We start from the raw sequence: 23,317 nt of genomic DNA, 5'->3' as shown, positions 1-23,317 counted from the left end.
AGTAGCTGCGACGACGACACCGCGGCGAGAGCGGACCCGGATGCCACGGAGGTGATGAACCTCCGACGCGAGACGGCCACGTGAACTCCTTGGGGGTAGTTGCGGAAGTATTCGTGCGTGCGTCCGCCGGAGCCGTACGTCGATCGGCGGTTGTCGCCATCGGGCTCTGAGCCGGGCGTGTCCGGCCGACGATGAGCGATCGCCGCGTCACGAGGAAGAGCGCGGTGGGGCCCTTGCCCGGCCGGTCTTCAGCCCGGCGGAACGCCACCCGGGGACGCGAAGCGGTATATGTCATCGCCGTTTAACATCGGACCGCTTGTGGTCATCCTGACAGGATCTGACACCCAAACGCAACACTTAAGAGATGTGCCGAAAAAAGCCGGTAACCTCTTTCCGGAAAGTTCCCAGCTCAGGCTGGAATATGGATCGGTCCATGTCAACGGGGTGTCGTTTCTCGTTCACGGGGCGATCCCGAGTCATCGGATCTATTTCCAGGCGCGGCCGCGCGCCCCGGTGTCGCCCGCGCTCCGAGGGGGAATCCCCCTGTGGGGACCCGGTGGCGCGGTCCACGGGAGACGGATCCGGCCGTCCGCCCGTTGTGATCATCGTCCCTGCTCAGACCCGTACCCCTGTGGTGATTCACCCCCTTGCGGAGAGTAAGGTTGCCCTGCCCTAATTTAGGTAAGGCTTTCCATCTATGGAGTGACGGTGTTCGCCAGCTACCTCATCGGATTGCGCGAAGGCCTGGAGGCCACGCTCGTCGTCTCCGTGCTTGTCGCCCTCCTCGTCAAGAGCGACCGGCGCGACCGGCTGCCCCTCGTGTGGGCCGGGGTCGGCGCCGCCCTCGTCCTGTCGGTCGCGTTCGGCGCGCTGCTCACCTTCACCGTCGCGCACCTGGAGTACCGGCAGCAGGAGCTGTTCGAGGCGATCACCTCGCTGCTCGCCACCGTGTTCGTCACCTGGATGATCTTCTGGATGCGCCGCGCCGCCCGTACCCTCTCCGGCGAGTTGCGCGCCAAGCTGAGCCAGGCACTGGAGGTCGGCGCGGTCGCGGTGGTCGTGATGGCCTTCCTCGCCGTGGCGCGCGAGGGCCTGGAGACCGCGCTGCTGTTCTTCGCCTCCGTGCAGGGGGCCACCACCACCGCCGTCCCGCTGGTCGGGATCAGCCTGGGCCTGCTCACCGCGGTCGCGCTGGGCTGGGCCATCTACCGCAGCGCGATGCGGATCAACCTGACCACGTTCTTCACCTGGACGGGCCTGCTGCTCATCCTGGTCGCCGCGGGCATCTTCAAGTACGGGGTGCACGACCTGCAGGAGGCCGGGGTGCTGCCGGGCCTGTCCACCCACGCCTTCGACATCAGCGGCGTGCTGCCCGCCGACTCCTGGTACGGCGCCCTGCTGTCCGGGATGTTCAACATCACCCCGCAGCCGAGCGTGCTGGAGATGGTGGCGTGGGCCGCCTACGCGGTGCCGACGCTCGCCCTCTTCCTGAGGCCGAGGCGCGACCGCCCGACTCCCTCGCCCACCGCCTCCCCGGCGTCCCCGAGTTCCCAGTCCTCCCCGACCGACCCGCAGCCCGCGGGCTGAAACCGCTTGAACAGGACGACCATGCGTACTTCTCTCGTCATCGCCGCGGGCGCTCTCGCGCTCGCCGGACTCACCGCCTGCTCCTCCGAGCCCACCGCGCCCGCCGCGGGCACGGGCGCCGGAGCGTCCGCCGCCCCGGCCAAGGGCGGCCCCGTCGCGGTGGCCGCCACCGACACCGAGTGCAAGGTCGCCGTCACCGAGGTGGCCGCGGGCACCTCGACGTTCTCGATCACCAACGGCGGCAGCAAGGTGACGGAGTTCTACGTCTACGCCGCCGGTGACCGCGTCATGGGCGAGGTGGAGAACATCGTGCCCGGCCTGACCCGCGAGGTGATCGTGGAGCTTCCGGCCGGGGCCTACGAGACCGCCTGCAAGCCCGGCATGGTCGGCAAGGGCGTCCGCGGCCCGCTGAAGGTCACCGGTGAGCACAAGCCGCTCAGCGACGACGCCCAGCTCTCCGCGGCGACCGCGGGCTACAAGCGTTACATCAAGTCGCAGAGCGACACGCTGCTGGTCAAGACGCAGGAGTTCGTCGACGCGGTCAAGGCCGAGGACATCGACAAGGCCAAGGAGCTCTTCCCCGTCTCCCGTACGTACTGGGAGCGGATCGAACCGGTCGCGGAGATCTTCGGCGACCTCGACCCGGCCATCGACGCCCGCGAGAACGACGTGGCCGAGGGCGAGGAGTGGACCGGCTTCCACAAGATCGAGAAGGACCTCTGGGTCGCCAAGAACGTCAGCAAGGACGGGCCGGTCGCCGACAAGCTGATGGCCGACATCAAGACCATCGTGGAACAGTCCAACGCGGCCGAGCTGTCGCCCGTGCTGCTCGCCAACGGCGCCAAGGGCCTGCTCGACGAGGTCGCCTCCGGCAAGATCACCGGCGAGGAGGACCGCTACTCGCACACCGACCTGTGGGACTTCGACGCCAACCTCCAGGGCTCCAAGGCCGCGGTCCAGGCGCTGCGCCCCGTCCTTGAGGAGCGCGCCCCCGACCTGGTGAAGACGCTGGACGAGAAGTTCGCCGGAGCCGAGGCCGCGCTCGGCGCCCACCAGAAGGGCGACGGCTGGAAGCTGCACACCGAGCTGTCCAAGGACGACCTCAAGAAGCTGTCGGACGCGATCAACGCGCTCGCCGAGCCGATCAGCAAGATCGCCGCAGTGGTGGCCAAGTAGCGAACGGGCCGTCGTAGCCGTAGGGGAGAGGTTCGATGAGCGAGCGGATCAGTCGCAGGAAGCTGTTCGGGATGGGCGCCGCGGGCGTGGCGGTCGCCGGGGCGGGCGCGATCGCGGTGCGCGGGGCGGGCGGCGGGCCCACGCCCGCCCAGGCCGCGTCCACCTCCGATCCCATCCCCTTCTACGGCGAGCACCAGGCGGGTATCGTCACCCCGGCCCAGGACCGGCTGCACTTCGTCTCCTTCGACGTGACGACGGACAAGAAGGCGGAGCTGGCCGAGCTGCTGCAGGAGTGGACCGCCGCCGCGGCCCGGATGACGCAGGGCCAGGAGGCGGGCGCGTTCGGCGCGGTCGGCGGCCAGCCAGAGGCGCCGCCCGACGACACCGGCGAGGCCCTCGGCCTGCCCGCCTCCGGGCTGACGCTGACCGTCGGCTTCGGCGGGTCGCTGTTCGACGACCGGTTCGGGCTGGCCTCCCGCAGACCGGCCGCGCTGGCCGACCTGCCCCACCTGCCCGGTGACGCGCTGCTGCCGGAGATCTCCGGCGGCGACCTGTGCGTGCAGGCGTGCGCGCACGACCCGCAGGTGGCGGTGCACGCCATCCGCAACCTCGCGCGCATCGGCTTCGGCCGGGTCTCGGTGCGCTGGTCCCAGCTCGGCTTCGGCCGTACGTCGTCGACCTCGCGCGCGCAGGCGACGCCGCGCAACCTGATGGGGTTCAAGGACGGCACCGCCAACCTCAAGCTGGAGGACGTGGCGCTGCTGAGGGAGCAGCTCTGGGTGGGGCCCGGCGACGGCGCCGACTGGATGACCGGGGGCAGCTACCTGGTGACCCGCAAGATCCGGATGCTGGTCGAGACATGGGACCGGGCGCCGCTGGCCGAGCAGGAGCAGATCTTCGGCCGGAACAAGGGGGAGGGGGCCCCGCTGGGCGGGAAGGCCGAGTTCGACGTGATCGACTTCGACGCCAAGGGCCCCGACGGGGAAAAGCTGATCAAGGACGACGCGCACGTACGGCTGGCGCACCCCTCCCACAACGGCGGCGCGCGCCTGCTGCGCCGGGGCTACAACTACGTGGACGGCTCCGACGGGCTGGGCCGCCTGGACGCCGGGCTGTTCTTCATCGCCTACCAGCGCGACCCCCACCGGCAGTTCGTCACCGTGCAGAGGTCCCTGGCCGGGAAGGACACCCTCAACGAGTACATCAAGCACGTCTCCAGCGGCCTGTTCGCCTGCCCGCCGGGCGTGCGCGACGCGGGCGACTACTGGGGCCGCGCCCTGTTCTCCTGACTTTCGCGACCGTTTAGAACCGGAATCGAAAGACAGCCGAGTTCCGGTACGGAAAAGGCGTCGTAGCCGTCCAGGGCCTGATGAGACCGGTCGGCAGCTCTTCCGAATCGCCGGTGTAAGTGGATGACCCGCATATTCCGGGTGCGGGTCATCCAAACACACGCCCTATACAAAAGGGCGACATTGATAAATCCGGCCGAGAGCCGGATTTCCCAGAGGCCCATGGGATAAAAGGCTCGAAAACCGCCGTCCGTGCCGGGATCGAAGCGCGCCTTCACGCCACGTCGCGCCCAGGCGTCGCCTCCGCTCGGACCGTACGCCTCGGCCCGGCGGGTTCCCCTGAGCCGGTGAAACGACCTCCGACCTGCGAAGACTGGCGCCGCCCGGTTCCGGCTACGGCCCTACCCCCGTGAGCAGGGCTTTCGGCATTTGAGGCCCCTTCCCGGGACTTACGGCCCTCCGGTCGTCGAGGAAAGCGACAACGCCCGGCGGGGTTCGGCCCGAGGTGACATCCATCACAGCCGGACGTCCTCCAGGCTGTCCGCGCGATTCGAAGCGGGGAGCGGAGGGCCTGCAAGCGGTCCAATAGTTACCTGCGCGTGACATATCCGCGCCGCGCGAACGGCCGTTCCGCGCCGAAGTTCGTTTTGACCTTCTTTTACATTTTTCTTAAGTTCTGTCAGCTGCATCCGATCGACAGAGATGAGGAGCGTTGGACCAGCGTCTGTTACCTCGCAGAGGCATTCTTGGGTTAGGCGTGCTGGCTGCCGTACTGGTAGCCGGCCTTCCCGCCTATCCCGCCTCCCCGGCTACCGCCGCTTCGACGGTGACGGCACCACCGGCCCCGCTGTCACCGCTGCTGACAGCCATGCGCGCCGCCGAGAAGCGGCAGGCCCCGGTGGAGATCGAGTCCGAGCGCACCGAGCGCTCCACCAGCTGGGCCCTGCCCAGCGGGCTGGTACGCACCGAACTGTCCTCCGGACCCGAACGCGTGAAGAGGAACGGCGCCTGGGTGCCGATCGACACCACGCTCGAGCAGAGCGGCGGCGTCCTCAGGCCGCGTGCCGCCAAGGCCGACATCGAGATCTCGGCGGGCGGTGAGGGCGCCGTCGCCAAGCTCAGGCACAGCGCCCACAAGTCCTTCGGCGTCCGCTGGGACGGGAAACTGCCCGCCCCGGTCGTACGGGGAAACACCGCGACCTACCGTGACGTCGTGCGGGGCGGCGACCTCGTGGTCACCGCGCTGCCCACCGGCATCACCCACGACGTCGTCCTGCGCGAGCGCCCCTCCGCTCCGCTGCGGATCCCGATGCCGCTGGACCTGACCGGCATCAAGTTCGCCGAGGACAAGCAGGGCAGGCTGCGGCTGAACGACGACTTCGGCTCGCTGCTGGCCTCCGCGCCCGCCCCGCAGATGTGGGACGCGGCGGCCGACGCCTCGCCGGACGCGGGGCGGCGCATGCGGGTCGACACCGAGGTCGTCCAGGAGCGGGGCAGGCAGGTGCTCGTGCTCAAGCCCGACGCCGCCTTCCTCGACGACCCGGCCACTCGGTACCCGGTCACGATCGACCCGTGGACGACCCTGTCCATCAAGACCGACACCTTCGTCTCGTCCGACTACACCACCGGGCAGAGCGCCTCCACGTGGCTGCACGCCGGTAAGTTCGGCAGCGGCGCCAAGACCGCGCGCAGCTACCTGAAGTTCGAGACCGCCCCCATCCTGGGCTCGCGCGTCGTCAACGCCGACCTGCGGATGTGGAACTACAAGTCCAACGCCTGCGGCACGTCGGTCGGGTCGGGCATCCAGGTACGCCGCGTCACCTCCTTCTGGAAGTCGGCGGACCTGACCATGGCCGGACAGCCGCCCACCACGAGCGAGGACGCCGTCACGCTCAAGACGGCGGCCGGTGAGCCCGACTGCGCCAGCGGCGAGCTGTTCTACTCGATCGAGGGCATCACCCAGGACTGGGCCGACGGCAAGCCGGGCTACGGCGTGCAGTTGCGCGCGGCCAGCGAGACCGACACCGGCAACTGGCGGATGTACTACTCCAGCGAGAACAGCGACACCGCGCACCGGCCCAAGCTGGTGGTCGACCACGAGCCCCGCGCCACCGACGTGAGCCTGTCCGGCGGGACCGTCAACCTGCGCTGGGGCGGGCAGAGCGGCGCCACCGCCTACCTGCTCTACGACGACAACGAGAGCGTCGAGGTGTGGCGCGGCGCGGCCACCAGCGTGAATCTGCCCATCCAGGCACCGGCCTACCGCAGCCTGATCGCCAAGGCGGTCACCGCCACCGGTGTCAAGGACATCGCCAAGTTCCTCGTCACCGTACCGGCGGCCGGCTCGAACCAGGCGCCGGTGCTGGTGGCGACCAGCACCGCCAACAGCATCATCGACTGGCAGCAGCCCGACGCGGGCGACCCGGCGGTCGAGGAGGAGTACCGCCTCACCGACCCGACGCAGACCGAGACCATCCTGCCGGAGCCGATCGCGTACGCCGCGACCAGGCTCGGCGAGAGCGGTAACTACCAGATGGAGTCCGGGCCGATCATCCCGGACGGCCAGGACCCCGGCAGCTTCCCGGTCGATGTCGAGCCCACGGTGGATCCTCCCGCCGACGAGAGCGGGGACGGCAACGGCGAGTCCGACCCGTACACGCCGCCGGTGCCTGAGGAGGTGTCCACCGAGCCCGCCAACCTGGCCTACGGTGTGGAGATCACGCCCGAGGCGGCACCCGACCCCGAGGCCCAGCCCGCGACCGGGCAGAGCTCCGGAGCGACGGCGCGCGCCGCCGCCCCCAGGCGGATCGTCCGTTCCTGGACCACCTACGAGAACTACATCCCGTGGGGCTGGATCGACGGACCGGAGATCATCGGGCAGTGGGTCACCTGCCAGACCGGTGCCGACTGGTGGTACACCGGCGACGGCCGTGGCGCCGGTTTCAACACCGGCAAGTACCGCACCCGCGCCGCGGTCAAGTACGACTGGAGCAGCCGTCGTAACACCACCTACAAGCACATCCGCAGTACGAACCGGTACAAGCGGCTGAGCAACGGCTCGATGCAGTTCAACGCCAAGAAGACCGCCAGCGGCAGCAAGTTCCACGTACGGTCGCTCTCCAACAACGGCCGCTACGGCCGCGCGGTCATCGAGCACAGCGTGAACGACCCGTTCTGCTCCCCGATGGCCGACGTCACCTATGCCAACCAGCAGGACATGTACCAGAACGGCAAGCACTGGCTGTACGGCAACCACGACAAGATGCCCACCCACGAGATGTACCGTCAGGACATCTACTCCGACGGCACCAGCGGCCTGCGGAAGATCTTCACGCACAAGCTCAAGGCCCCCACCTGCCTGGTGTCGGCCGTCCCCGGCTGCGGAACCTGGCGCTACCAGTACGTCAGGTAGACCGGTCACCCGGGCCGTCGGCAGACGGCCCCAGCCTCACGGGGCGGGCGCACACGTGCCCGCCCCGTGCCGTCCAAGGAGTGTCCCCGTTGCGCAACCGCCGGTTGGCCGCCGTCCTCGCCGTGGCGAGCCTGGTCTTCTTCGGCTACTGGTCCGTGTTCCTCGCGGCCTGGGCCGGTTACACCGTCACCCCGCCGGGCTGGGGCCGGGCCGTCGAGAGCGTCCCCGCCCTCCTCGCCTCGCTGCTCTGCGGGCTGGTGGCGATCGCGTCCTTCCGGTGGATCCTGCGATGGCCCGTACGGTCATGGTGGCTTCTGCTCGCCCTGCCCTGGCCCGTGTGGCGGTTCGCCGAGGTGCTCCTGTCCACCAATGTGATCAACAGCCCCTGAGGCCCGACCGGCTCCGAAGTCCTGGTGCGAGTTCCCGAGGCCCCCGGGCAGGGCGGTTCCGGGCCGCCCCGCGCGATACCGTCCGCGCACGCCGGACACTTGTCGACACGACGTGGGCCCTGACGTACCGGGCGGTCACGGCTACACGGGCCGGTCGGTCCGGAAGTAGTGGCCCTTCTCCAGGTCCTCGACCAGGCCCGGCTGGGTCGGCCGCCACCCCAGCAGTGCGCGGGTCGGCTCGCTGGAGGCGGGGCTGTCGAGGGCGAGGAGCTCCGCCAGCCAGGTGAAGTGCCCGGCCGCGTCGCCGGTGGGGATCGAGCGGGTCGGCAGGTCGAGGTGGCGGCCGATGACCTCGGCGATCGAGCGGATGGGCACGCCCTGGTCGGCGGTCGCGTGCAGGACCGATCCGGCCGGTGCGCTCTCCAGGGCGAGCCGGAACAGGTGTGCGGCGTCGGCACGGTGCGCGGCGGGCCAGCGCTGGGAGCCGTCGCCGACGTAGCCGGAGACGCCCCTGTCCCGGGCGATGCCGACCAGAGCCGCCATGAACCCGTGGTCGCCCTCGCCGTGCACGGTCGGCGGGAGCCGTACGACGGACGAGCGGATGTCCCTGTCGGCGAGGGCGAGGGTCAGGCGTGCGGTGTCCATCCGGGTCCGCAGGCCGCCGGTCAGGTGCGCGGGCAGCGTGTCGGGCGTGCGTCCGTCCTCTTCCGTGCCCACACGGCCCGGGGCGAGCCCGAGCAGCCCGGAGGCGAGCACGAACGGCCGGGCGGAACCGGCGAGCGCCTCCCCGAACGTCTCGACGGCGCGGCGGTCCGCGTCGGCGGCGCTCTCGAAGCCTCCCGTGAAGGCGATGTCGTGCTTGAACGCGAGGTGGACCACGCCGTCCGACGCGGCGGCCGCGTCGCGCAGGACGTCGAGGTCGTCGAGGGTGCCGTGCACCACCTCGGCCCCGGCCTCGGCGAGGGCGGCGGACGAGGCGTCCGAGCGGGCGAGCCCGACGACCCGGTGACCCGCGCCGATGAGTTCGGGCACGAGTGCGGAGCCGATCCATCCGGATGCCCCGGTGACGAAAACGCGCATGAGTAAGCCTCCAGCCCGGGCCGGTCGTCCTCGCGCGGGGAACGCGCACCGGGCGACCAGGCGATGTCAGTCACTGTCATCGCACGGTAGCACCTGATGTCAGTCACTGTCATCCGGTACGATGCCGGGCATGGGGAGATGGGAGCCGAACGCGCGAGGCCGCCTCGAACAGGCGGCACTGGATCTCTACTTCGAACGCGGCTTCGAGCGGACCTCGGTGGCGGAGATCGCCGAACGGGCGGGGTTGACGGAGCGGACGTTCTTCCGGCACTACGCGGACAAGCGCGAAGTGCTGTTCGCGGGTTCGAGCGCGCTGCAGGAGCTTCTCGTGGACACGGTCGCCCGTGCTCCCGAGCCCGCCACCCCGATGGAAGCCCTGGTGGGCGCCCTCCGGGCCGCCGCGACCATGCTGCAGGAACGCCAGGAGCACGCCCACCGGCGCCAGGCCGTCATCGCCGCCAACGTCGAGCTGCAGGAACGCGAGCTGATCAAACTCGCCTCGCTGTCGGCCGCGCTCGCCGAGGCGTTGCGGCAGCGCGGTGTCGACGACGCCTCCGCGAGCCTCGCCGCGGAGGCGGGTGTCGCCATCTTCAAGGTCGCGTTCCGGCGCTGGACAGAGCAGGCGGAGCAGCCTGGGCAGGCTGGGCAGGCCGGGCAGAAGGACCTGTCCCAGTTCGTCGGAGAGTCGTTCGCGGGGCTCAAGGCGGTGACCGCGGGCACCTGACCCACGCTGCCCGGCCGGTCCCTTTCACCGTGTAGCCGTGCGGCGTTCCCGGCGCCTCGCCGTACAGGGTGCCCGGGAGCACGTCCGCCGACACCGTGGCGTCTCGCGGCCCGCCCAGATCGACCGGCTCTCCGTCGGGCCCGGTTCCCGGGCGAGCGTGGCGCACGGTGACGGGGTCAGGGCTCATACGCGGCGCCTAGGGCTTGCGCGCGACCCCACCGGCGCAGGCCACCTCGGGAGCGTCGCCCCAGGGGGTGGGCTCCGGCCGCCACCGCTGCACCGGCACGACGCCGGGCTCCAGCAGCGTCAGGCCGTCGAAGTAGCGGGCGATGAGCTCCGGGCTGCGCGGCGTGTAGGGGACCACGCCGCTTCCCGAGTTGTGGCGGCGCATCGCCTCCACGTACGCGGGGTCGGTGTCGGAGCCGTCGTAGAGCGCCAGGTAGCTGCCGGAGGGCAGGTCCCGCATCAACCGGCGCACGATCGAGAGCGCCTCGTCGTGGTCGCCGATCAGGCCCATGATGCCCATCAGCATGAGCGCGGTGGGCTTGCCGAGGTCCAGCGTCTTCGCCGCCGCCCGCAGGATGTTCTCGGGGTCGCGCACGTCCGACTCGATGTAGTCGGTGGCGCCCTCGGGCGTGCTGGTGAGCAGCGCCCGAGCGTGCACCAGCACCAGGGGGTCGTTGTCCACGTAGACGATGCGCGAGTCCGGCGCCACCCGCTGGGCGACCTCGTGGGTGTTGTCGACGGTGGGCAGCCCGGTGCCGATGTCCAGGAACTGGCGGATGCCCGCCTCGCCCGCCAGGTGACGCACCACGCGGGCGAGCATGTACCGGGAGTGGCGGGCGACGTCGACCATGCCGGGAAAGACGGCGGACACCCTCTCGCCCGCCTCGCGGTCGGCGGCGAAGTTGTCCTTCCCGCCCAGCAGGTAGTTCCAGATGCGGGCCGAGTGCGGCACCTCGGCGTTGATCCGTGCCATCCCGGGTCTCTCCACGCCCTCCGACGGTTCGGGCGACGGGTTCGAGACGGTTGACTCATCGACCATATGGGGATCTCCTACCTTCCGGTGTCTTTGCAGGGAGATTACGCCCGTCCACGGTCGTACGTGGGCAAGTGAACCCGGTCTCGGTCCTCACCGGTGCCGGGGAAACCGCTCGGCCAGGAAGTCCTCCCAGGTCCGCCTGCCCACGGCGGCCCCCTCAAGGGACAGGTTCTCGCCCGCCCGGTACGCGCGGCCGACCTTTCCCGGTATCCGGACCGGCACCTTCAACCGGTGCCCGCCGCGCGCCCGCAGGTACGCGCCGCTCAGCTCGGCCATCCCGTACACCTTCGGCCCGGCCAGGTCGGGCACCGGGCCGGACGGCTCACCGAGCGTCAGGTCCACGAGCCGGGCCGCCACCTCGCGCGCGTCGACCGGCTGGAACCGGAGGCCGCCGGGGACCGGTATCACCGGCAGTCTCGCCATCTGCCGGACCACGTTCAGGACCAGGTCGTGGAACTGGGCGGCCCGCAGCGTCGTCCACGGCAGGCCGGAGTCGGCGACGGCCCGCTCCGCGCCCAGCTTGGATCTGAAGTAGCCCAGCGGGACCCGGTCCGCCCCGATGACCGAGATGTAGACCAGGTGCCGCACCCCGGCCCGCGACGCGGCCCGCACCAGGTTCCCGGTCGCCTCGTCGTCGCCCTTGGGGCCGCCCGCGAGGTGCAGGACGATCTCGGCCCCGTTCATCGCGGGCTCGATCCCCTCGTTCCTGAGCAGGTCACCGGTCACGTACCCAACCCCGTCCCCGGGCTCGTGGCCGTGCCGGCTGAGCACCCGCACCGTACGGCCCGCCTCCCGCAGGAGCGGCACGACGAGGCGCCCGAGGGTGCCCGTGCCACCGGTGACCAGGATGGATGACGTCATGGTTTCTCCAAGTTCGTTCGGCCGGTGAGCCGGTCTCCCCGTCACATCGGCTAGGTTTCGCGGGTCTAACCGGTACGACCCCCCGCGAGGAAGGAATGTGACACGGTGGACGAGCGCGAGTGGCTGACAGATCGTTTCGAGGAGCACCGGACCCGGCTGCGAGCGGTGGCCTACCGGATGCTCGGCTCGGTGAGCGAGGCCGACGACGCCGTCCAGGACGCCTGGCTGCGCCTTCGCCGCGCCGACACCGGCGGCGTGGAGAACCTCGGCGCGTGGCTGACGACGGTCGTGGCGCGCGTGTGCCTGAACGTGCTGCGCTCACGCGAGCAGCGGCGCGAGGAGCCCCTTGAGACGCGGGTGCCCGACCCGATCGTCGGCCACGAGGACGGGGGAGACCCCGAGCACGAGGCGCTGCTGGCCGACTCGGTCGGGCTGGCGCTGCTGGTGGTGCTGGAGACGCTGTCGCCCGCCGAACGGCTCGCGTTCGTGCTGCACGACATGTTCGCCGTGCCGTTCGAGGAGATCGCGCCGATGATCGAGCGCTCCCCGGCCGCGGCCAGGCAGCTCGCGAGCCGCGCCCGCCGCCGGGTACGGGGGCAGGCCCCGGTCCCGGACCCCGACCTCGCCCGCCAGCGCGAGGTCGTCGACGCGTTCTTCGCCGCCGCCCGCGACGGTGACTTCGACGCCCTCGTCGCCGTACTCGACCCCGACGTCGTACTCCGCTCGGACGGCGGTGCCGCGCGGGCCCGCCACACGGTCGCGATCACCGGCGCGCGGACCGTGGCCGAGCAGGCGCTCACCTTCGGACGGCTCTCCCCGTTCGCGCGCCCGGCGCTGATCAACGGAGCCGCCGGGGTCGTCGTCGCGCACGGACGGCCGCTGTCCGTCATGGCCTTCACCGTCACGGGCGGGAAGATCGTCGCCATCGACGTGCTGACCGACCCCGACCGCCTGGACCGGCTCGACCTGACGGCCCTCGACGACTGAGCGCCCCCCGCCGGGGCGTCACGGCCGAGGAAGAGCGCTTCCCCGAGCCGGCGGCAGCGGGCCGCGGCGCTCTCGAAACGAGACCGGCCCGCCTCAGCGCGGACCCCCGCCGACCTGCGACTCCGGGCGGACCATGCTCATGGCCGACCGTACGATCTCCTCCAGATGCTCGCTGTGCGCGCCGCGCCAGTAGATCTGGCCGCATTCGGAGCATCGGCCGTAGACGTCGTACGAGCGCCTGGTCCCGGCCTCCAGCAGGCGGTCGACCTCGGTCTTGTCGACCGGGGCGAGCTCCCCGTTGCAGGCCGTGCAGCGGGTCCACGGCCGCAGCGGCGGCGCGAACCGCTCCAGCAGGTCGCGGAGCTGGTCGGGCGCCTTGGTGCCTCGTACGTAGGCGCCGAACCAGAGCGCCCGGCGGAACAGCAGGCCGTGGTCCTGGGTCAGCAGCACGCGGCGTTCCCTGTTCGCCTCGGCGACCAGCGAGGGGTCGTCCATGTCGTTGTGGTAGGTCGCGTCCAGGCCCAGCAGCCGGAGCCGTCGCGCGAGGGTGCCCAGATGGACGTCGAGCAGGAACCGGGGCGCGTGCCGCCCCGGTTCGAGGGGCACCCGCTGGGGGCGGGACACGGCGTGGACGTGGACCAGGTCACCGGCGACGGGCTGATAGGACCTGCCGACCTCCGCGCCCTCGACGATCAGCGGCCCCACCTCGGGCAGCGGAACGCCGAGTGACTCCACGACATGGCCCAGCGTCGATGTCCCGTCGGGTGCCACCCGCTGCCACTCACGCCGCCGCCGCGCGGGCAGGAACAGCAGCAACTCGTCGGCGATGCGCAGGTGGACATCGGATTTCTCGCTCACGCCGCCAGCATGCCACCCACGGCAGGCACCCCGACACGCATTAAACAACGGCTCGCGGACCCGCGAACCGCTTGACTGCTGAGACTGTCGTGGGTTCGGATGATGGCCCTCGCCGACCACGAGACCCGTCCAGAGATCCCCGACGCGTTCGCCGACAGATTCGCGCGCGTGTAGGTAAGGGAGCGGTATGGAGTCGATCTCTCCGCAGGACCGTAGCGCGCTGATCTCCGGCTTCGACCGTGAGGCCCTGCATCTGGAGATGCGGGACAACTACGAGGGCGACAGGCCGTGGTTCGGCCGTTGGCGTTCAGGGGATCGGGAAGGCGTCAAGGCCGACATGCGGCCATGGTGCGACCAGTCGTTTTTCGCCTTGTCGGCCGGGATCGCGCGTCAGGGCTGGATGGATCTCCAGGACTCCACCGTCGCCTCGGCGATGATCTCGATGTGGCGTCCGTACGCCGGATGCCCATCGGACACGAAGCTGCCGTCCCTGAACGGTAGCCCGCAGAACGTAGCGCGGAAGTGGCCGGGAGATCCGCCCGGCGGGAGCGGCGTGTACGCCTCGAACGGCGCCATGTCGTAACCCGACTGCGCCCTGTGCCCGTTCCGCGCCACCTGATGGGCCGACACACGGAGCAACGCGTCAAGACCCTTGTCCAGGTAGAGCTGCAACTGGCGGAACTGGCCGTCGAGGTATTTCGGATGGGCCATGGAAGGGTGCTGCAGGAGATACGCGCAGACCACAGGCGCGTGCCATCTGTACATCTGAGGGTCAGCCTGCTCTTCGGCCAGGATCCCGTGATAGTAGTCCGCACACACGCCCAGCGGGCCGCCGGTCGCACCGCATTCGCACCGACCCATGCCGGGGTTGTCTGTCATGATCCGCAACATAGGCGACCGGCAACGGCCTTGTCGACGGAACCAACTCCCCGCCGCAGGCCGTCTGATGTCCGTTGCGCCGGATTGTCATCAGCGCCGATGCTGACGTGCGCCGACCTCGTGATGGCCTGTGGTGGCCGTAGTTCCGTGAACCGCTTGACTGCCGAGACTGTCCGGGTTCGGATGGTGGCCACCGACCAATCGGGAGCGCGCAACATGGGGAAACTTCACGGCGATGACGATCTAGCGGTTACCTTCTACTGCAAGGACCCCGATTCGAACTTCCAGAACGACTGTGCGACGTTCTATCGGACGAACCGGGAGTCATGGGTGGTGCAGGGCGACAGCATGGGGCCTGAGGTGGCCCCAAAGCTGACGGCCCTTGCCGACCATGAGACCTATCTAGAGATCCCCGACGCGCTTGCCAACAGATTCGCGCGTATGTACGTAAGGGAGCGGTATGGAGTCGATCTCCCCGAAGGACCGTAGTGCGCTGATCTCCGGCTTCAGCCGTGAGGCCCTGCATCTGGAGATGCGGGACAACTACGAGGGCGACAGGCCGTGGTTCGACCGTTGGCGTTCAGGGGATCGGGAAGGCGTCAAGGCCGACATGCGGCCATGGTGCGATCAGGTCCGGGACGGAGTCGCCAGAGGGAGGACCTACCGGCGTCTGTGTGTCGTCTCCGAACCGCTCTCGGAGTATCAGCGCTGGTGTCACGAGATGAACGACCTCAAGGTCAAGGCCGGGGAAGACCTGCGCTGGGTGCCTCGGCGACTCGTGTCCGCCATAGCTCTGCCCGGAAATGACTTCTGGTTGTTCGACTCCGAGATCGTGACGTTCGGCCTCTTCGACGGCAACGACATGCGAACGGACATCCTGCTTTCCCGAGACCCGGAAGTCGTACGGTTCTGCCTGGACACCTTTGCCAGGCTCTGGGATCTGTCGATCCCGCACCACGAGTATTCACTGCCATAGTCAGTGTCCGAGCAGCAAGCAGAAGCCAAGAAGGCGTTCGGTATCCGGCTTCGGGACCTACGTCTTGACGCGAGGCTGAGTGGTCGCCAGCTCTCAGCGATAGCAGGCATGCGACCGTCCAAGATCTCTCGTATCGAGCACGCTCGGCAGAACCCCTCAGAGGATGACATCAGGACGTGGTGTCGGGCGTGCTCCGCAGAGGACCAGATACCCGAGTTGATTGCCGCCCATCGGCAGATCGACGAGATGTGGCAGGAGCACCGGCAGCAGCTACGACAAGGGCTCAAGAACCTCTCAGCGAAGAACAGGCCGCTGTATGAGCGAACGAAGCTCATGCGCGTTTACACGTCGCTCAACATCCCTGGCTTCCTGCAGAAGCCAATGTATGTCCGTGCCGTGATAGAAGCGGTAACGCAGTTCCATAAGCTTCCGGACAACATAGACGAAGCGGTCCAGGCCCGACTGGGTCGTCTCCAAGTCCTGACCTCAGGACCGGGTCAGTTCGCTTTCGCAGTCGAGGCGTCAGCGTTGTACGTGGCTCTCGGGGACCAGGCCACGATGGATGAACAGTTCGACTTCCTTATCGCGGCAACGCGGATGAATCACGTGTCCCTAGGCATCATCCCGTTGGGAACGACTCGTAGCCGGATTTGGGCGGGGGAGAATTTCTACATCTTTGATGAGCACACCGTGCGTAGCGATCAGTGGACCGGGACGTACGAGACGAGCAGGCCGGTTGAGATTGCCACCTTCCTAAAGATCTTCAACCTGTTGCGGGAGCAGGCCGTCTACGGCGACGCCGCTCGAGCTGAGATCGAGGCAGCTCAGAGGCATCTGCAATCTCGGGAAACTTCCTGGCTACCTCGATAACACTGTTCCTACCCTCTGAGTCATGGCATCCGGACAGACAGTAACGAGGCCGAGCGGGGAGATGTGGTGAGCGGCGTCGCGCCGGGGGCGCTTCGTGTCCCCTACGTCATCGCGCACGCCGATGAGGCCGTACCGCAACGCCTGCGGTTCGCCCGTCGTCCGCTCGGTGGGCTGCGGCTCGCCTACGACGACCCGCGCCGGGGCGATGTGGCTCACGGGGTGCTTCGTGCCCGTGTCCTGAACAGCCGTCAGGGGGCGCCGCAGTGGCGCAAGCTCAACACGCTGCGCCAGTGGCGGTGCATGGAGAGGAACCTGTGCCAGGTCTGCGGCCTGGACGCCAGGGACCCGGCGACGGGACGCATCCCATGGATCACCACCGCCACGGCTTTCCGCGCCATCCCCGACGTGCCGAACAGCGGCTACACCAGCGCGCCCGCCACCTGCCGGGCGTGCATCCCCGAATCGCTCGGCACGTGTCCCCGGCTCCACCTGTCGTCGGCCGTCTACACCGTGGCCCGCAGCGAGCCCGCCGCCGTCCTGGCCGACATGTTCAGCCCCGGCCCCGGCGGCCTGGCCGTCCACACCGGCGAGCACAACGTCCTGATCGGCCTGAACGAACCACACCTGCTGCGCAGCGCACTCGCCACCCAGCTGCTCGTCCGCATCGATGACATGCGGCCTCTGAACGTGGCGTGAGTTCTCCCCTTTACTTCCCGGAGGGCCGGGTGCCTTCCCCGGTGCGGCCTCACACCCATGACCCGCTCCCCGGCCCTCCGGGAATTCCAAGAAGGCATGAAGGGAGGTGTACGTAAATGGATATTTACACCGTGGATATGACCGGGGCCTCATTCCGCCGTCTCTGCGGGGGTAATCAACAGGAGGAGGAGCAGGAAAGCTGTGTGGAAATAGCGGATGTTCCGGGATGGCCGGGAATGTTCGCGCTGCGGGACAGCAAGAACCCGGCGGCGGGCACGCTGCGGTTCACGCACGATGAGCTGGTCGGCTTCGCCGCCGGTGTGGGTACGCTGTGAAATCGGAAAAGGCCCCCGCGTGTCTCCACGCGGGGGCTGTTGTTCTTAGCGAGGATGAGATGTCGGGGCATTACCATTCTTATCAGTGGATCGGCCAGGCCACTTCTCTCGACAAAGCGGACGGGGTCCGCAGGCCACCGCTCCCGCCCACCCCTGCGGACGATTTCCGAAATTCCCCGCTACCGCCCTTCCGAATGTGCGACTGGCTTCTCAAGCCGCCAACCCACATCAAGGCGACCGGGGATCTCGAAACGGCGCTCACCTGGCTGGAAGAACAATGGCGCCAGCTTGAGCCGTCCTTCGCCCATCCCGACCGGGAACAGCGTCTGGGCGGTGACGAAGGACGGCTCAAGGACGCCCGGGACGCGCTGCGGCACTGCGGAAGCATGGCCTGGGGGCATTGGCTGAGGGCGGAACGCTTCGGCCTCACGGCCGTGGTCGGCTGCCCCGACGTTCACGCCCCCCACTACCGGTGCCCGACCGGCCGGTGAGCAGGTACGTCACCTGATTCACGTACGCCGGGAGGCCAGGGCCTCAGCGGAGGCGGCCATGGGAACCGCCGCTTTCCGTCGTGACGGGGATGGGGGAGGCCGACGTCCCGGACGAGGTGGGATCGGATCCGTGGACGTCGGCCTCCGTGTGCGGTCCACCTATCACCGCACCCACGGAGTGCGCTACTTCCACGGCTGCTACTCGGTCGGCGACGACCGCCTGTGGGGTGTCAACCGTCCAGGCGCACTTCGGACCGCTGAGGCAGTTCGCCATCGCCAACTCCAACCATCCCAGCCACACCGTGCAGACCCGGGCCTTGCGCGCCTACCTGCGTTGGCGCAACGCCAACGACCGTCACCGCGACGTCCTGGCTGCCGAACGCAAGGAACGCGCTCGCATCCGAAGCGAGAAGGGCATTCGCTGGGGCGGACGCCGGCGGGCAAGGCGTTTGCTGGGAAGACCAACCGCTCGTCGTCATGGTCTTACTCTGGCGACCTGAGCATCTCCAGAAGGATGCGCTGCAGATCGGTGCGGTCCTGCGGGGTAATCCTCGCCAGTCTGCGGTCGAACTCCGCCGCGAGCGCTGAGAGCGCGCGGTCCCGCGCCGCCTCGCCCTCGGCAGTCAGTATGAGCCGATGCCGCCGCAGGTCCTCGTCGTCGATCTCGCGCCGTATGAACCCCTTTGCGACGAGGTTGCGGACGTAGACCGTCACGCTCGCTTTAGGGATCATCAGCGCCGCCGCGAGTTCGGCAGGGTACGGCGACGCGGCCACCTCGGCCAGCACGAAGAACTCCTTCGTCTCCAGCCCAAGCTCGGCCAGCTCAGCGCCGCAGGCATCCATCACGACGCTCAGCAGACGCTGGTTCAGTGTCCACAGCTGCGCCCCGTCAACCGCCACGCAAGCCCCTCCATCGGTCCAGGTGGTACAGTTCTAAACTAGTCCCAAATTGTACCAGAGGGCGTTTCGTACTGGATGGCTGTGGAACAAATACCGACGCGAAAGGCGCCATCAGATGCTTCAGCACATCACGATCCCGCGCGGACCGATCGATCTCGCGGCCGACCTCTACCTGCCCGACAGCATCGACGATGCGGCGCCGCTGCGCGCCGTGGTGCTCTCCACGCCCGGCAGTAGCGTGAAGGAGCAGATCGGCGCGAACTACGCATCCCGTCTCGCCGCCCGTGGCGTCGCGGCGCTCGTCTTCGACCCCGCCCATCAAGGTCAGAGCGGCGGAAAGCCTCGCGACCTCGAAGACCCCTACCGCCGCGGTGAGGACATCTCCTACGCGATCGACGCGCTCAGCACGATCCCCGGCATCGACCCGGAGCGCATCGGCGTCCTCGGCATCTGCGCCGGCGGAGGCTACGCAGTGCACACCGCCCGCACGGACCATCGCATCAAGGCGGTCGGCACGGTCGTCCCAAGCAACATGGGCACGTCGTTCCGCAGCTTCCAGCCGGATGGTGCGGCGGAGGCACTCGACACCATGGCCGACGCGCGCATCGAAGAGACCCGCTCCGGCGAGCTGACCCGCGTGAACTGGCTGCCCGACACCTTGGAGGAAGCCACAGCGGCCGGGCTGACCGATATCGACACGACCCAGGCAATCACCTACTACCGCACCGAGCGGGGCAGGAACGAACACTCCACGAACCGCCGTCTCACGCGCGGCGACTCGCTGCTGCTGGGCTACGACGCGTATCACCTGGTCGACCAGCTCATGACCCAGCCACTGCAAGTCATCCTCGCCGGACGCATCGGCAACACCGGCTCCTACGAGTCCGGCATGCGGTTGTGGAAGCTGGCACCCAACCCGGTCGACCTCATGGTGATCGACGGCGCCGGCCACTACGAGATGTACGACGAGCCCAAGTACGTCGAGGCCGCCGTCGACCGGCTCGTCAACTTCTACTTGAACAACCTGTAAATCATCCACAGCACTAGAGATCACCACACGCTCGCCGACAGATTCGCGCGCATGTAGGTAAGGGAGCGGTATGGAGTCGATCTCTCCGCAGGACCGTAGCGCGCTGATCTCCGGCTTCAGCCGTGAGGCCCTGCATCTGGAGATGCGGGACAACTACGAGGGCGACAGGCCGTGGTTCGGCCGTTGGCGTTCAGGGGACCGGGAAGGCGTCAAGGCCGACATGCGGCCATGGTGCGACCAGGTCCGGGACGGAGTCGCCAGAGGGAAGACCTACCGGCGTCTGTGTGTCGTTTCCGAACCGCTCTCGGAGTATCAGCGCTGGTGTCACGAGATGAACGACCTCAAGGTCATGGCCGGGGAAGACCCGCGCTGGGTGCCTCGGCGACTCGTGTCCGCCACAGCTCTGCCCGGAAATGACTTCTGGCTGTTCGATCTGGCCGCCTCGGGCTCAGAGGTTCGCCATGACGTTCCGCGCCTCTTCCCGGTCGGTGCCCTTCCCCAGGTAGGTACGCAAATGCCGGGCGGTGAGGGAGTCTCCCCGGGAGACGAGGTCGGCGGGGGTGCCGGTGAAGACGATCTGGCCGCCGTCGTGTCCGGCTCCCGGGCCGAGGTCGACGATCCAGTCGGCGTGGGCCATCACGGCCTGGTGGTGCTCGATGACGACGACCGTGTTGCCGTCGTCGACGATCCGGTCCAGCAGGGCGAGCAACTGGTCCACGTCCGCCAGGTGCAGGCCGGTGGTCGGCTCGTCCAGCACGTACGTCGTGGCCTTCTCCGCCATCCGGATGGCCAGCTTGAGCCGTTGCCGCTCGCCCCCGGACAGGGTGGTGAGCGGCTGGCCGAGGCCGAGGTAGCCCAGGCCCACATCGGTGAGCCGGTCGAGGACGGCCCGCGCCGCGCCGAAGCTCGCCTTCGAGGCCCCCGCACCCGAAGAACCCGAAGAACTTGAAGAACCCGAGGGAGCGAAGAAGTCGCGGGCCTCGGTCACCGACATGCCCAGCACCTCGCTGATGTCCCTGCCGCGCAGCTTGTGGGTGAGCACCTCGGGCGTGAACCGCCTGCCCTCGCACCGCTCGCACACCGACGCCACCCCGGCCATCATGGCGAGGTCGGTGTAGACCAGGCCGATGCCCTTGCAGTTGGGACAGGCCCCCTCGGAGTTCGCGCTGAACAGGGCCGCCCTGACGCCGTTGGCCTTGGCGAAGGCGGTGCGGATCGGGTCGAGCAGCCCGGTGTAGGTGGCCGGGTTGCTGCGGCGGGACCCGCGGATCGCGGTCTGGTCGACCACGGCGACGCCCTCCCTGCGGGGGAGCGAGCCGTGGATCAGCGAGCTCTTGCCGGACCCGGCGACGCCGGTGACCACGGTCAGCACGCCGAGGGGGATGTCGACGCTCACGTCCTTGAGGTTGTGCAGGGTGGCGCCCGTGATCGACAGCTGCCCGCGCGGCGTCCGTACCCGCTCGCGCAGCCGGGCCCGGTGGTCCAGGTGGCGGCCCGTCAGGGAGTCCGAGGCCCGGAGCGCGGCCACGTCGCCGGTGAAGCACACCCGCCCGCCGGACGAGCCCGCCCCCGGGCCCAGGTCGACCACGTGGTCGGCGATCTCGATCGTCTCCGGCTTGTGCTCGACGACCAGGACCGTGTTGCCCTTGTCGCGCAGGCGCAGCAGCAGGTTGTTCATCCGCTCGATGTCGTGCGGGTGCAGTCCCACCGTGGGCTCGTCGAAGACGTACGTGACGTCGGTCAGGCTGGAGCCGAGGTGGCGGACCATCTTCACCCGCTGGGCCTCGCCCCCGGACAGCGTGGACGACTCGCGGTCCAGGCTCAGGTAGCCCAGGCCGATCTCGACCAGCGACTCCAGCGTGTTGCGCAGGGTGGCGACCAGCGGTCCCACCGACGCGTCCTCGATGCCCCTGACGAACCCGGCCAGGTCGCTGATCTGCATGGCCGCGCAGTCGGCGATGTTGCGGCCGTCGATCTTCGAGGACAGCGCGGCGGGGTTGAGCCGGGTGCCGCCGCACGCGTGGCAGTTCGTGAACGTCGCGGCCCGGTCCACGAACGCCCGGATGTGGGGCTGCATCGACTCCCGGTCCTTGGTCAGGTAGAGCCGCCGTACCTTGACCAGGAGCCCCTCGTAGGTGGTGTTCATCGTGCCGATTTTGATTTTGGTGGCGGGCTTGTGCAGGAAGTCCTCCCACTGGGCCGGGGTGTAGTCCCTCAGCTTGACGTCGGGGTCGTAGAGCCCGGAGTGGGCCAGGCCCTGCCAGTACCACGAGTCCACGGTGAAGTTGGGGACGGTGATCGCGCCCTCGTTGAGCGAGAGGTCGACGTCGACGAACTGCGAGACGTCGATGTCCGACACCCGGCCGAGCCCCTCGCACTCCGGGCACATGCCCTCGGCGCTGTTGAAGCTGAACACGGTCGAGGTGCCGACGTGGGGGGTGCCGATCCGGCTGAAGACGATCCGCAGCATCGTCTGGGCGTCGGTCGCGGTGCCGACCGTGGAGCGGGAGTTGGCGCCCATCCGCTCCTGGTCGACGACGATCGCCGCGCTCAGGTTGCGCAGGGCGTCGACGTCGGGACGGCCGAGGTCGGGCATGAACGACTGGATGAAGGCCGTGTAGGTCTCGTTGATCAGGCGCTGCGACTCCGCCGCGATGGTGCCGAAGACGAGGGAGGACTTCCCCGACCCGGAGACGCCGGTGAAGACGGTGAGCCGCCGCTTGGGAATGTCCAGCGAGATGTCGGCCAGGTTGTTCTCCCTGGCGCCGCGAACCTCGATCATGTCGTGGCTGTCCGCGGCGGCCCGGCCGTGCCGCGAGCGGTGGACGCCGACCGGTGGGGCGGATGGGAACACGAACCTTCTCACTTGATATCCTTATGCTGTAAAGAGTTGGCTCGGCCAAGTTAGTTTATGCCGTAAGGAGTTGCAAGTGGTCGTCTTCGCCGGACAGGGCGACGCGCGCCGTTCGATGGCGCTGCTGTGGCGTACCACGAGGTCGGGGGAGGGGCGTCCCGGGCCCAAGCCCGCTCTGAGCGTGGATCTGATCGTGGACACGGCCGTCGCGATCGCCGACGAGGAGGGGATGGCCGCGCTCTCCATGCGCGCGGTGGGCGAGCGGCTCGGACGCACCGCCATGGCCCTCTACACCTACGTCCCCAGCAAGAGCGAGCTGGTCGACCTGATGTACGACCGGGCCCTGGCCGAGCTGTCCGCCCGCCACGATCTTGCGGCGGGCTGGCGGACGGCCGTGACCTCCTGGGCGGGGGAGACCTGGGAGTTCTACGTACGGCACCCGTGGATGCTGCAGGTGTCACAGGCGCGTCCCGTGCTGGGCCCCAACGAGTACGTCATGATCGAGGAGGCGATGCGGATCCTCCGCGAGACCGGCCTGAGGGCCGGGGTGGTGCGGCACGTCGCCGGGACGCTGTTCTGCTTCGTCCGAGGCGCGGCGCAGACGGTCGCGGAGTCGCGGCAGGCCCCGGCGGCGACCGGGGTGTCCGACGAGGAGTGGTGGTACGCCCGCTCGGCCCTGCTGGGGGAGGTCGCGCCCGACTTCCGCGAGCGGTTCCCGACGCTGGCCTGGCTCGACGACGAGGGCGCCTACCGGAACCAGGACGAGACCGTGCCCTACCTGGAACAGGAGGCGAGGGACACCTTCGCCGTCGGGCTCGCCATCCTGCTGGACGGGATCGAGGCGACCGTGAGCGGGACCGGAACCTGAGGGCACCCGTGGC

At 69.0% G+C, this 23,317-nt stretch carries 22 protein-coding genes and 3 pseudogenes; 18 read left to right on the top strand and 7 right to left on the bottom strand.

Features of this window, described 5'->3' with window-relative positions; translation table 11 throughout:
* The first annotated feature begins 708 nt into the window (after positions 1 to 708).
* The 5 genes from efeU to ACW9TB_RS21990 all read left to right on the top strand — a co-directional run bounded on the left by efeU (position 709) and on the right by ACW9TB_RS21990 (position 7,853).
* A complete protein-coding gene (gene efeU / locus ACW9TB_RS22010) occupies positions 709 to 1,587 on the top strand; it encodes an iron uptake transporter permease EfeU (RefSeq protein ID WP_472749917.1) in 879 nt (292 codons plus the stop codon).
* A gap of 21 nt (positions 1,588 to 1,608) precedes the next feature.
* Positions 1,609 to 2,763 (top strand): iron uptake system protein EfeO, encoded by a 1,155-nt coding sequence (gene efeO / locus ACW9TB_RS22005; protein ID WP_472749916.1) that lies wholly within the window; start codon positions 1,609 to 1,611, stop codon positions 2,761 to 2,763.
* 35 nt (positions 2,764 to 2,798) lie between these two features.
* A complete protein-coding gene (gene efeB, locus ACW9TB_RS22000; protein ID WP_472749915.1) occupies positions 2,799 to 4,052 on the top strand; it encodes an iron uptake transporter deferrochelatase/peroxidase subunit in 1,254 nt (417 codons plus the stop codon).
* 826 nt (positions 4,053 to 4,878) lie between these two features.
* Entirely contained in the window at positions 4,879 to 7,464 is a 2,586-nt protein-coding gene (locus tag ACW9TB_RS21995; protein ID WP_472749914.1) for a DNRLRE domain-containing protein, read from the top strand.
* 89 nt (positions 7,465 to 7,553) lie between these two features.
* Positions 7,554 to 7,853, top strand: a complete 300-nt coding sequence (locus ACW9TB_RS21990; protein WP_472749913.1) for a hypothetical protein — start codon at positions 7,554 to 7,556, stop codon at positions 7,851 to 7,853.
* Positions 7,854 to 7,994: 141 nt separating this feature from the next.
* Here the strand turns inward: ACW9TB_RS21990 and ACW9TB_RS21985 are convergent, their stop codons facing one another.
* A complete protein-coding gene (locus ACW9TB_RS21985; RefSeq protein ID WP_472749912.1) occupies positions 7,995 to 8,933 on the bottom strand; it encodes an SDR family oxidoreductase in 939 nt (312 codons plus the stop codon).
* Positions 8,934 to 9,063: 130 nt separating this feature from the next.
* Here ACW9TB_RS21985 and ACW9TB_RS21980 point away from each other — a divergent pair, with 130 nt between their 5' ends.
* The gene (locus tag ACW9TB_RS21980; protein WP_472749911.1) at positions 9,064 to 9,657 is read left to right on the top strand and encodes a TetR family transcriptional regulator; all 594 of its coding nucleotides are present in this window, start codon (positions 9,064 to 9,066) and stop codon (positions 9,655 to 9,657) included.
* A 196-nt stretch (positions 9,658 to 9,853) separates the two neighbouring features.
* On the opposite strand, the gene ACW9TB_RS21975 is transcribed toward ACW9TB_RS21980, so the two are convergent.
* On the bottom strand, positions 9,854 to 10,636 hold the full coding sequence (locus ACW9TB_RS21975; protein ID WP_472749910.1) for an SAM-dependent methyltransferase: 783 nt from the start codon (positions 10,634 to 10,636) through the stop codon (positions 9,854 to 9,856).
* A 153-nt stretch (positions 10,637 to 10,789) separates the two neighbouring features.
* Entirely contained in the window at positions 10,790 to 11,560 is a 771-nt protein-coding gene (locus ACW9TB_RS21970) for an SDR family oxidoreductase (RefSeq protein WP_472749909.1), read from the bottom strand.
* A gap of 105 nt (positions 11,561 to 11,665) precedes the next feature.
* Between ACW9TB_RS21970 and sigJ the strand changes: the two genes are divergently transcribed.
* Entirely contained in the window at positions 11,666 to 12,547 is an 882-nt protein-coding gene (gene sigJ / locus ACW9TB_RS21965; RefSeq protein WP_472749908.1) for an RNA polymerase sigma factor SigJ, read from the top strand.
* Between the two features lie 93 nt (positions 12,548 to 12,640).
* Here the strand turns inward: sigJ and ACW9TB_RS21960 are convergent, their stop codons facing one another.
* Positions 12,641 to 13,405, bottom strand: coding sequence for a Mut7-C RNAse domain-containing protein (locus ACW9TB_RS21960; protein ID WP_472749907.1), 765 nt, complete (start codon positions 13,403 to 13,405; stop codon positions 12,641 to 12,643).
* A gap of 187 nt (positions 13,406 to 13,592) precedes the next feature.
* On the opposite strand from ACW9TB_RS21960, the pseudogene ACW9TB_RS21955 reads away from it, so the two are divergent.
* Positions 13,593 to 13,754, top strand: a pseudogene (locus ACW9TB_RS21955) (DUF6879 family protein); the annotation flags it as partial.
* A gap of 41 nt (positions 13,755 to 13,795) precedes the next feature.
* Here ACW9TB_RS21955 and ACW9TB_RS21950 read toward each other — a convergent pair.
* Complete coding sequence (locus tag ACW9TB_RS21950) at positions 13,796 to 14,284, bottom strand: DUF5946 family protein (RefSeq protein WP_472749906.1); 489 nt, start codon at positions 14,282 to 14,284, stop codon at positions 13,796 to 13,798.
* A gap of 156 nt (positions 14,285 to 14,440) precedes the next feature.
* Between ACW9TB_RS21950 and ACW9TB_RS21945 the strand changes: the two genes are divergently transcribed.
* The 7 genes and pseudogenes from ACW9TB_RS21945 to ACW9TB_RS21915 all read left to right on the top strand — a co-directional run.
* Complete coding sequence (locus ACW9TB_RS21945) at positions 14,441 to 14,773, top strand: hypothetical protein (RefSeq protein ID WP_472749905.1); 333 nt, start codon at positions 14,441 to 14,443, stop codon at positions 14,771 to 14,773.
* Entirely contained in the window at positions 14,745 to 15,260 is a 516-nt protein-coding gene (locus tag ACW9TB_RS21940; protein ID WP_472749904.1) for a DUF6879 family protein, read from the top strand. The genes ACW9TB_RS21945 and ACW9TB_RS21940 overlap by 29 nt, the downstream gene beginning before the upstream one ends.
* Positions 15,261 to 15,263: 3 nt before the next feature.
* Positions 15,264 to 16,130: a Scr1 family TA system antitoxin-like transcriptional regulator gene (locus ACW9TB_RS21935; RefSeq protein ID WP_472749903.1), complete on the top strand. Its 867-nt coding sequence runs from the start codon at positions 15,264 to 15,266 to the stop codon at positions 16,128 to 16,130.
* 66 nt (positions 16,131 to 16,196) lie between these two features.
* A complete protein-coding gene (locus tag ACW9TB_RS21930; RefSeq protein ID WP_472749902.1) occupies positions 16,197 to 16,826 on the top strand; it encodes a hypothetical protein in 630 nt (209 codons plus the stop codon).
* Between the two features lie 116 nt (positions 16,827 to 16,942).
* The gene (locus tag ACW9TB_RS21925; RefSeq protein ID WP_472749901.1) at positions 16,943 to 17,161 is read left to right on the top strand and encodes a DUF397 domain-containing protein; all 219 of its coding nucleotides are present in this window, start codon (positions 16,943 to 16,945) and stop codon (positions 17,159 to 17,161) included.
* Positions 17,162 to 17,355: 194 nt separating this feature from the next.
* Positions 17,356 to 17,652: a hypothetical protein gene (locus tag ACW9TB_RS21920; protein ID WP_472749900.1), complete on the top strand. Its 297-nt coding sequence runs from the start codon at positions 17,356 to 17,358 to the stop codon at positions 17,650 to 17,652.
* Between the two features lie 145 nt (positions 17,653 to 17,797).
* A pseudogene (locus ACW9TB_RS21915) lies at positions 17,798 to 18,152 on the top strand (hypothetical protein); the annotation flags it as partial.
* On the opposite strand, the gene ACW9TB_RS21910 reads toward ACW9TB_RS21915, so the two are convergent.
* Complete coding sequence (locus tag ACW9TB_RS21910; protein WP_472749899.1) at positions 18,136 to 18,552, bottom strand: MarR family winged helix-turn-helix transcriptional regulator; 417 nt, start codon at positions 18,550 to 18,552, stop codon at positions 18,136 to 18,138. The pseudogene ACW9TB_RS21915 and the gene ACW9TB_RS21910 overlap by 17 nt on opposite strands.
* 115 nt (positions 18,553 to 18,667) lie before the next feature.
* Between ACW9TB_RS21910 and ACW9TB_RS21905 the strand changes: the two genes are divergently transcribed.
* Both ACW9TB_RS21905 and ACW9TB_RS21900 read left to right on the top strand, forming a co-directional pair.
* Positions 18,668 to 19,582: an alpha/beta hydrolase gene (locus ACW9TB_RS21905; protein WP_472749898.1), complete on the top strand. Its 915-nt coding sequence runs from the start codon at positions 18,668 to 18,670 to the stop codon at positions 19,580 to 19,582.
* A 70-nt stretch (positions 19,583 to 19,652) separates the two neighbouring features.
* Positions 19,653 to 20,003: pseudogene (locus ACW9TB_RS21900) on the top strand (DUF6879 family protein); the annotation flags it as partial.
* A 27-nt stretch (positions 20,004 to 20,030) separates the two neighbouring features.
* Here ACW9TB_RS21900 and ACW9TB_RS21895 read toward each other — a convergent pair.
* On the bottom strand, positions 20,031 to 22,364 hold the full coding sequence (locus tag ACW9TB_RS21895; protein ID WP_472749922.1) for an ATP-binding cassette domain-containing protein: 2,334 nt from the start codon (positions 22,362 to 22,364) through the stop codon (positions 20,031 to 20,033).
* A gap of 148 nt (positions 22,365 to 22,512) precedes the next feature.
* Between ACW9TB_RS21895 and ACW9TB_RS21890 the strand changes: the two genes are divergently transcribed.
* Positions 22,513 to 23,304, top strand: coding sequence for a TetR/AcrR family transcriptional regulator (locus tag ACW9TB_RS21890; protein ID WP_472749897.1), 792 nt, complete (start codon positions 22,513 to 22,515; stop codon positions 23,302 to 23,304).
* Positions 23,305 to 23,317: the final 13 nt, after the last annotated feature.

The organism is Streptosporangium sp. H13245 (genome assembly GCF_055690525.1).
The sequence above is the reverse complement of the archived record's forward strand: the minus strand, read 5'-3'. Positions and strand labels throughout refer to the sequence as shown.

Excerpts from the sequence above, each read along its gene's own strand:
- efeO (WP_472749916.1), top strand. The coding sequence starts at position 1,609 with ATGCGTACTTCTCTCGTCATCGCCGCGGGCGCTCTCGCGCTCGCCGGA.
- efeB (WP_472749915.1), top strand. The coding sequence starts at position 2,799 with ATGAGCGAGCGGATCAGTCGCAGGAAGCTGTTCGGGATGGGCGCCGCG.
- ACW9TB_RS21985 (WP_472749912.1), bottom strand. The coding sequence starts at position 8,933 with ATGCGCGTTTTCGTCACCGGGGCATCCGGATGGATCGGCTCCGCACTC.
- ACW9TB_RS21980 (WP_472749911.1), top strand. The coding sequence starts at position 9,064 with ATGGGGAGATGGGAGCCGAACGCGCGAGGCCGCCTCGAACAGGCGGCA.
- ACW9TB_RS21975 (WP_472749910.1), bottom strand. The coding sequence starts at position 10,636 with ATGGCACGGATCAACGCCGAGGTGCCGCACTCGGCCCGCATCTGGAAC.
- ACW9TB_RS21970 (WP_472749909.1), bottom strand. The coding sequence starts at position 11,560 with ATGACGTCATCCATCCTGGTCACCGGTGGCACGGGCACCCTCGGGCGC.
- ACW9TB_RS21950 (WP_472749906.1), bottom strand. The coding sequence starts at position 14,284 with ATGACAGACAACCCCGGCATGGGTCGGTGCGAATGCGGTGCGACCGGC.
- ACW9TB_RS21940 (WP_472749904.1), top strand. The coding sequence starts at position 14,745 with ATGGAGTCGATCTCCCCGAAGGACCGTAGTGCGCTGATCTCCGGCTTC.
- ACW9TB_RS21925 (WP_472749901.1), top strand. The coding sequence starts at position 16,943 with ATGGATATTTACACCGTGGATATGACCGGGGCCTCATTCCGCCGTCTC.
- ACW9TB_RS21920 (WP_472749900.1), top strand. The coding sequence starts at position 17,356 with ATGTGCGACTGGCTTCTCAAGCCGCCAACCCACATCAAGGCGACCGGG.
- ACW9TB_RS21905 (WP_472749898.1), top strand. The coding sequence starts at position 18,668 with ATGCTTCAGCACATCACGATCCCGCGCGGACCGATCGATCTCGCGGCC.
- ACW9TB_RS21895 (WP_472749922.1), bottom strand. The coding sequence starts at position 22,364 with ATGATCGAGGTTCGCGGCGCCAGGGAGAACAACCTGGCCGACATCTCG.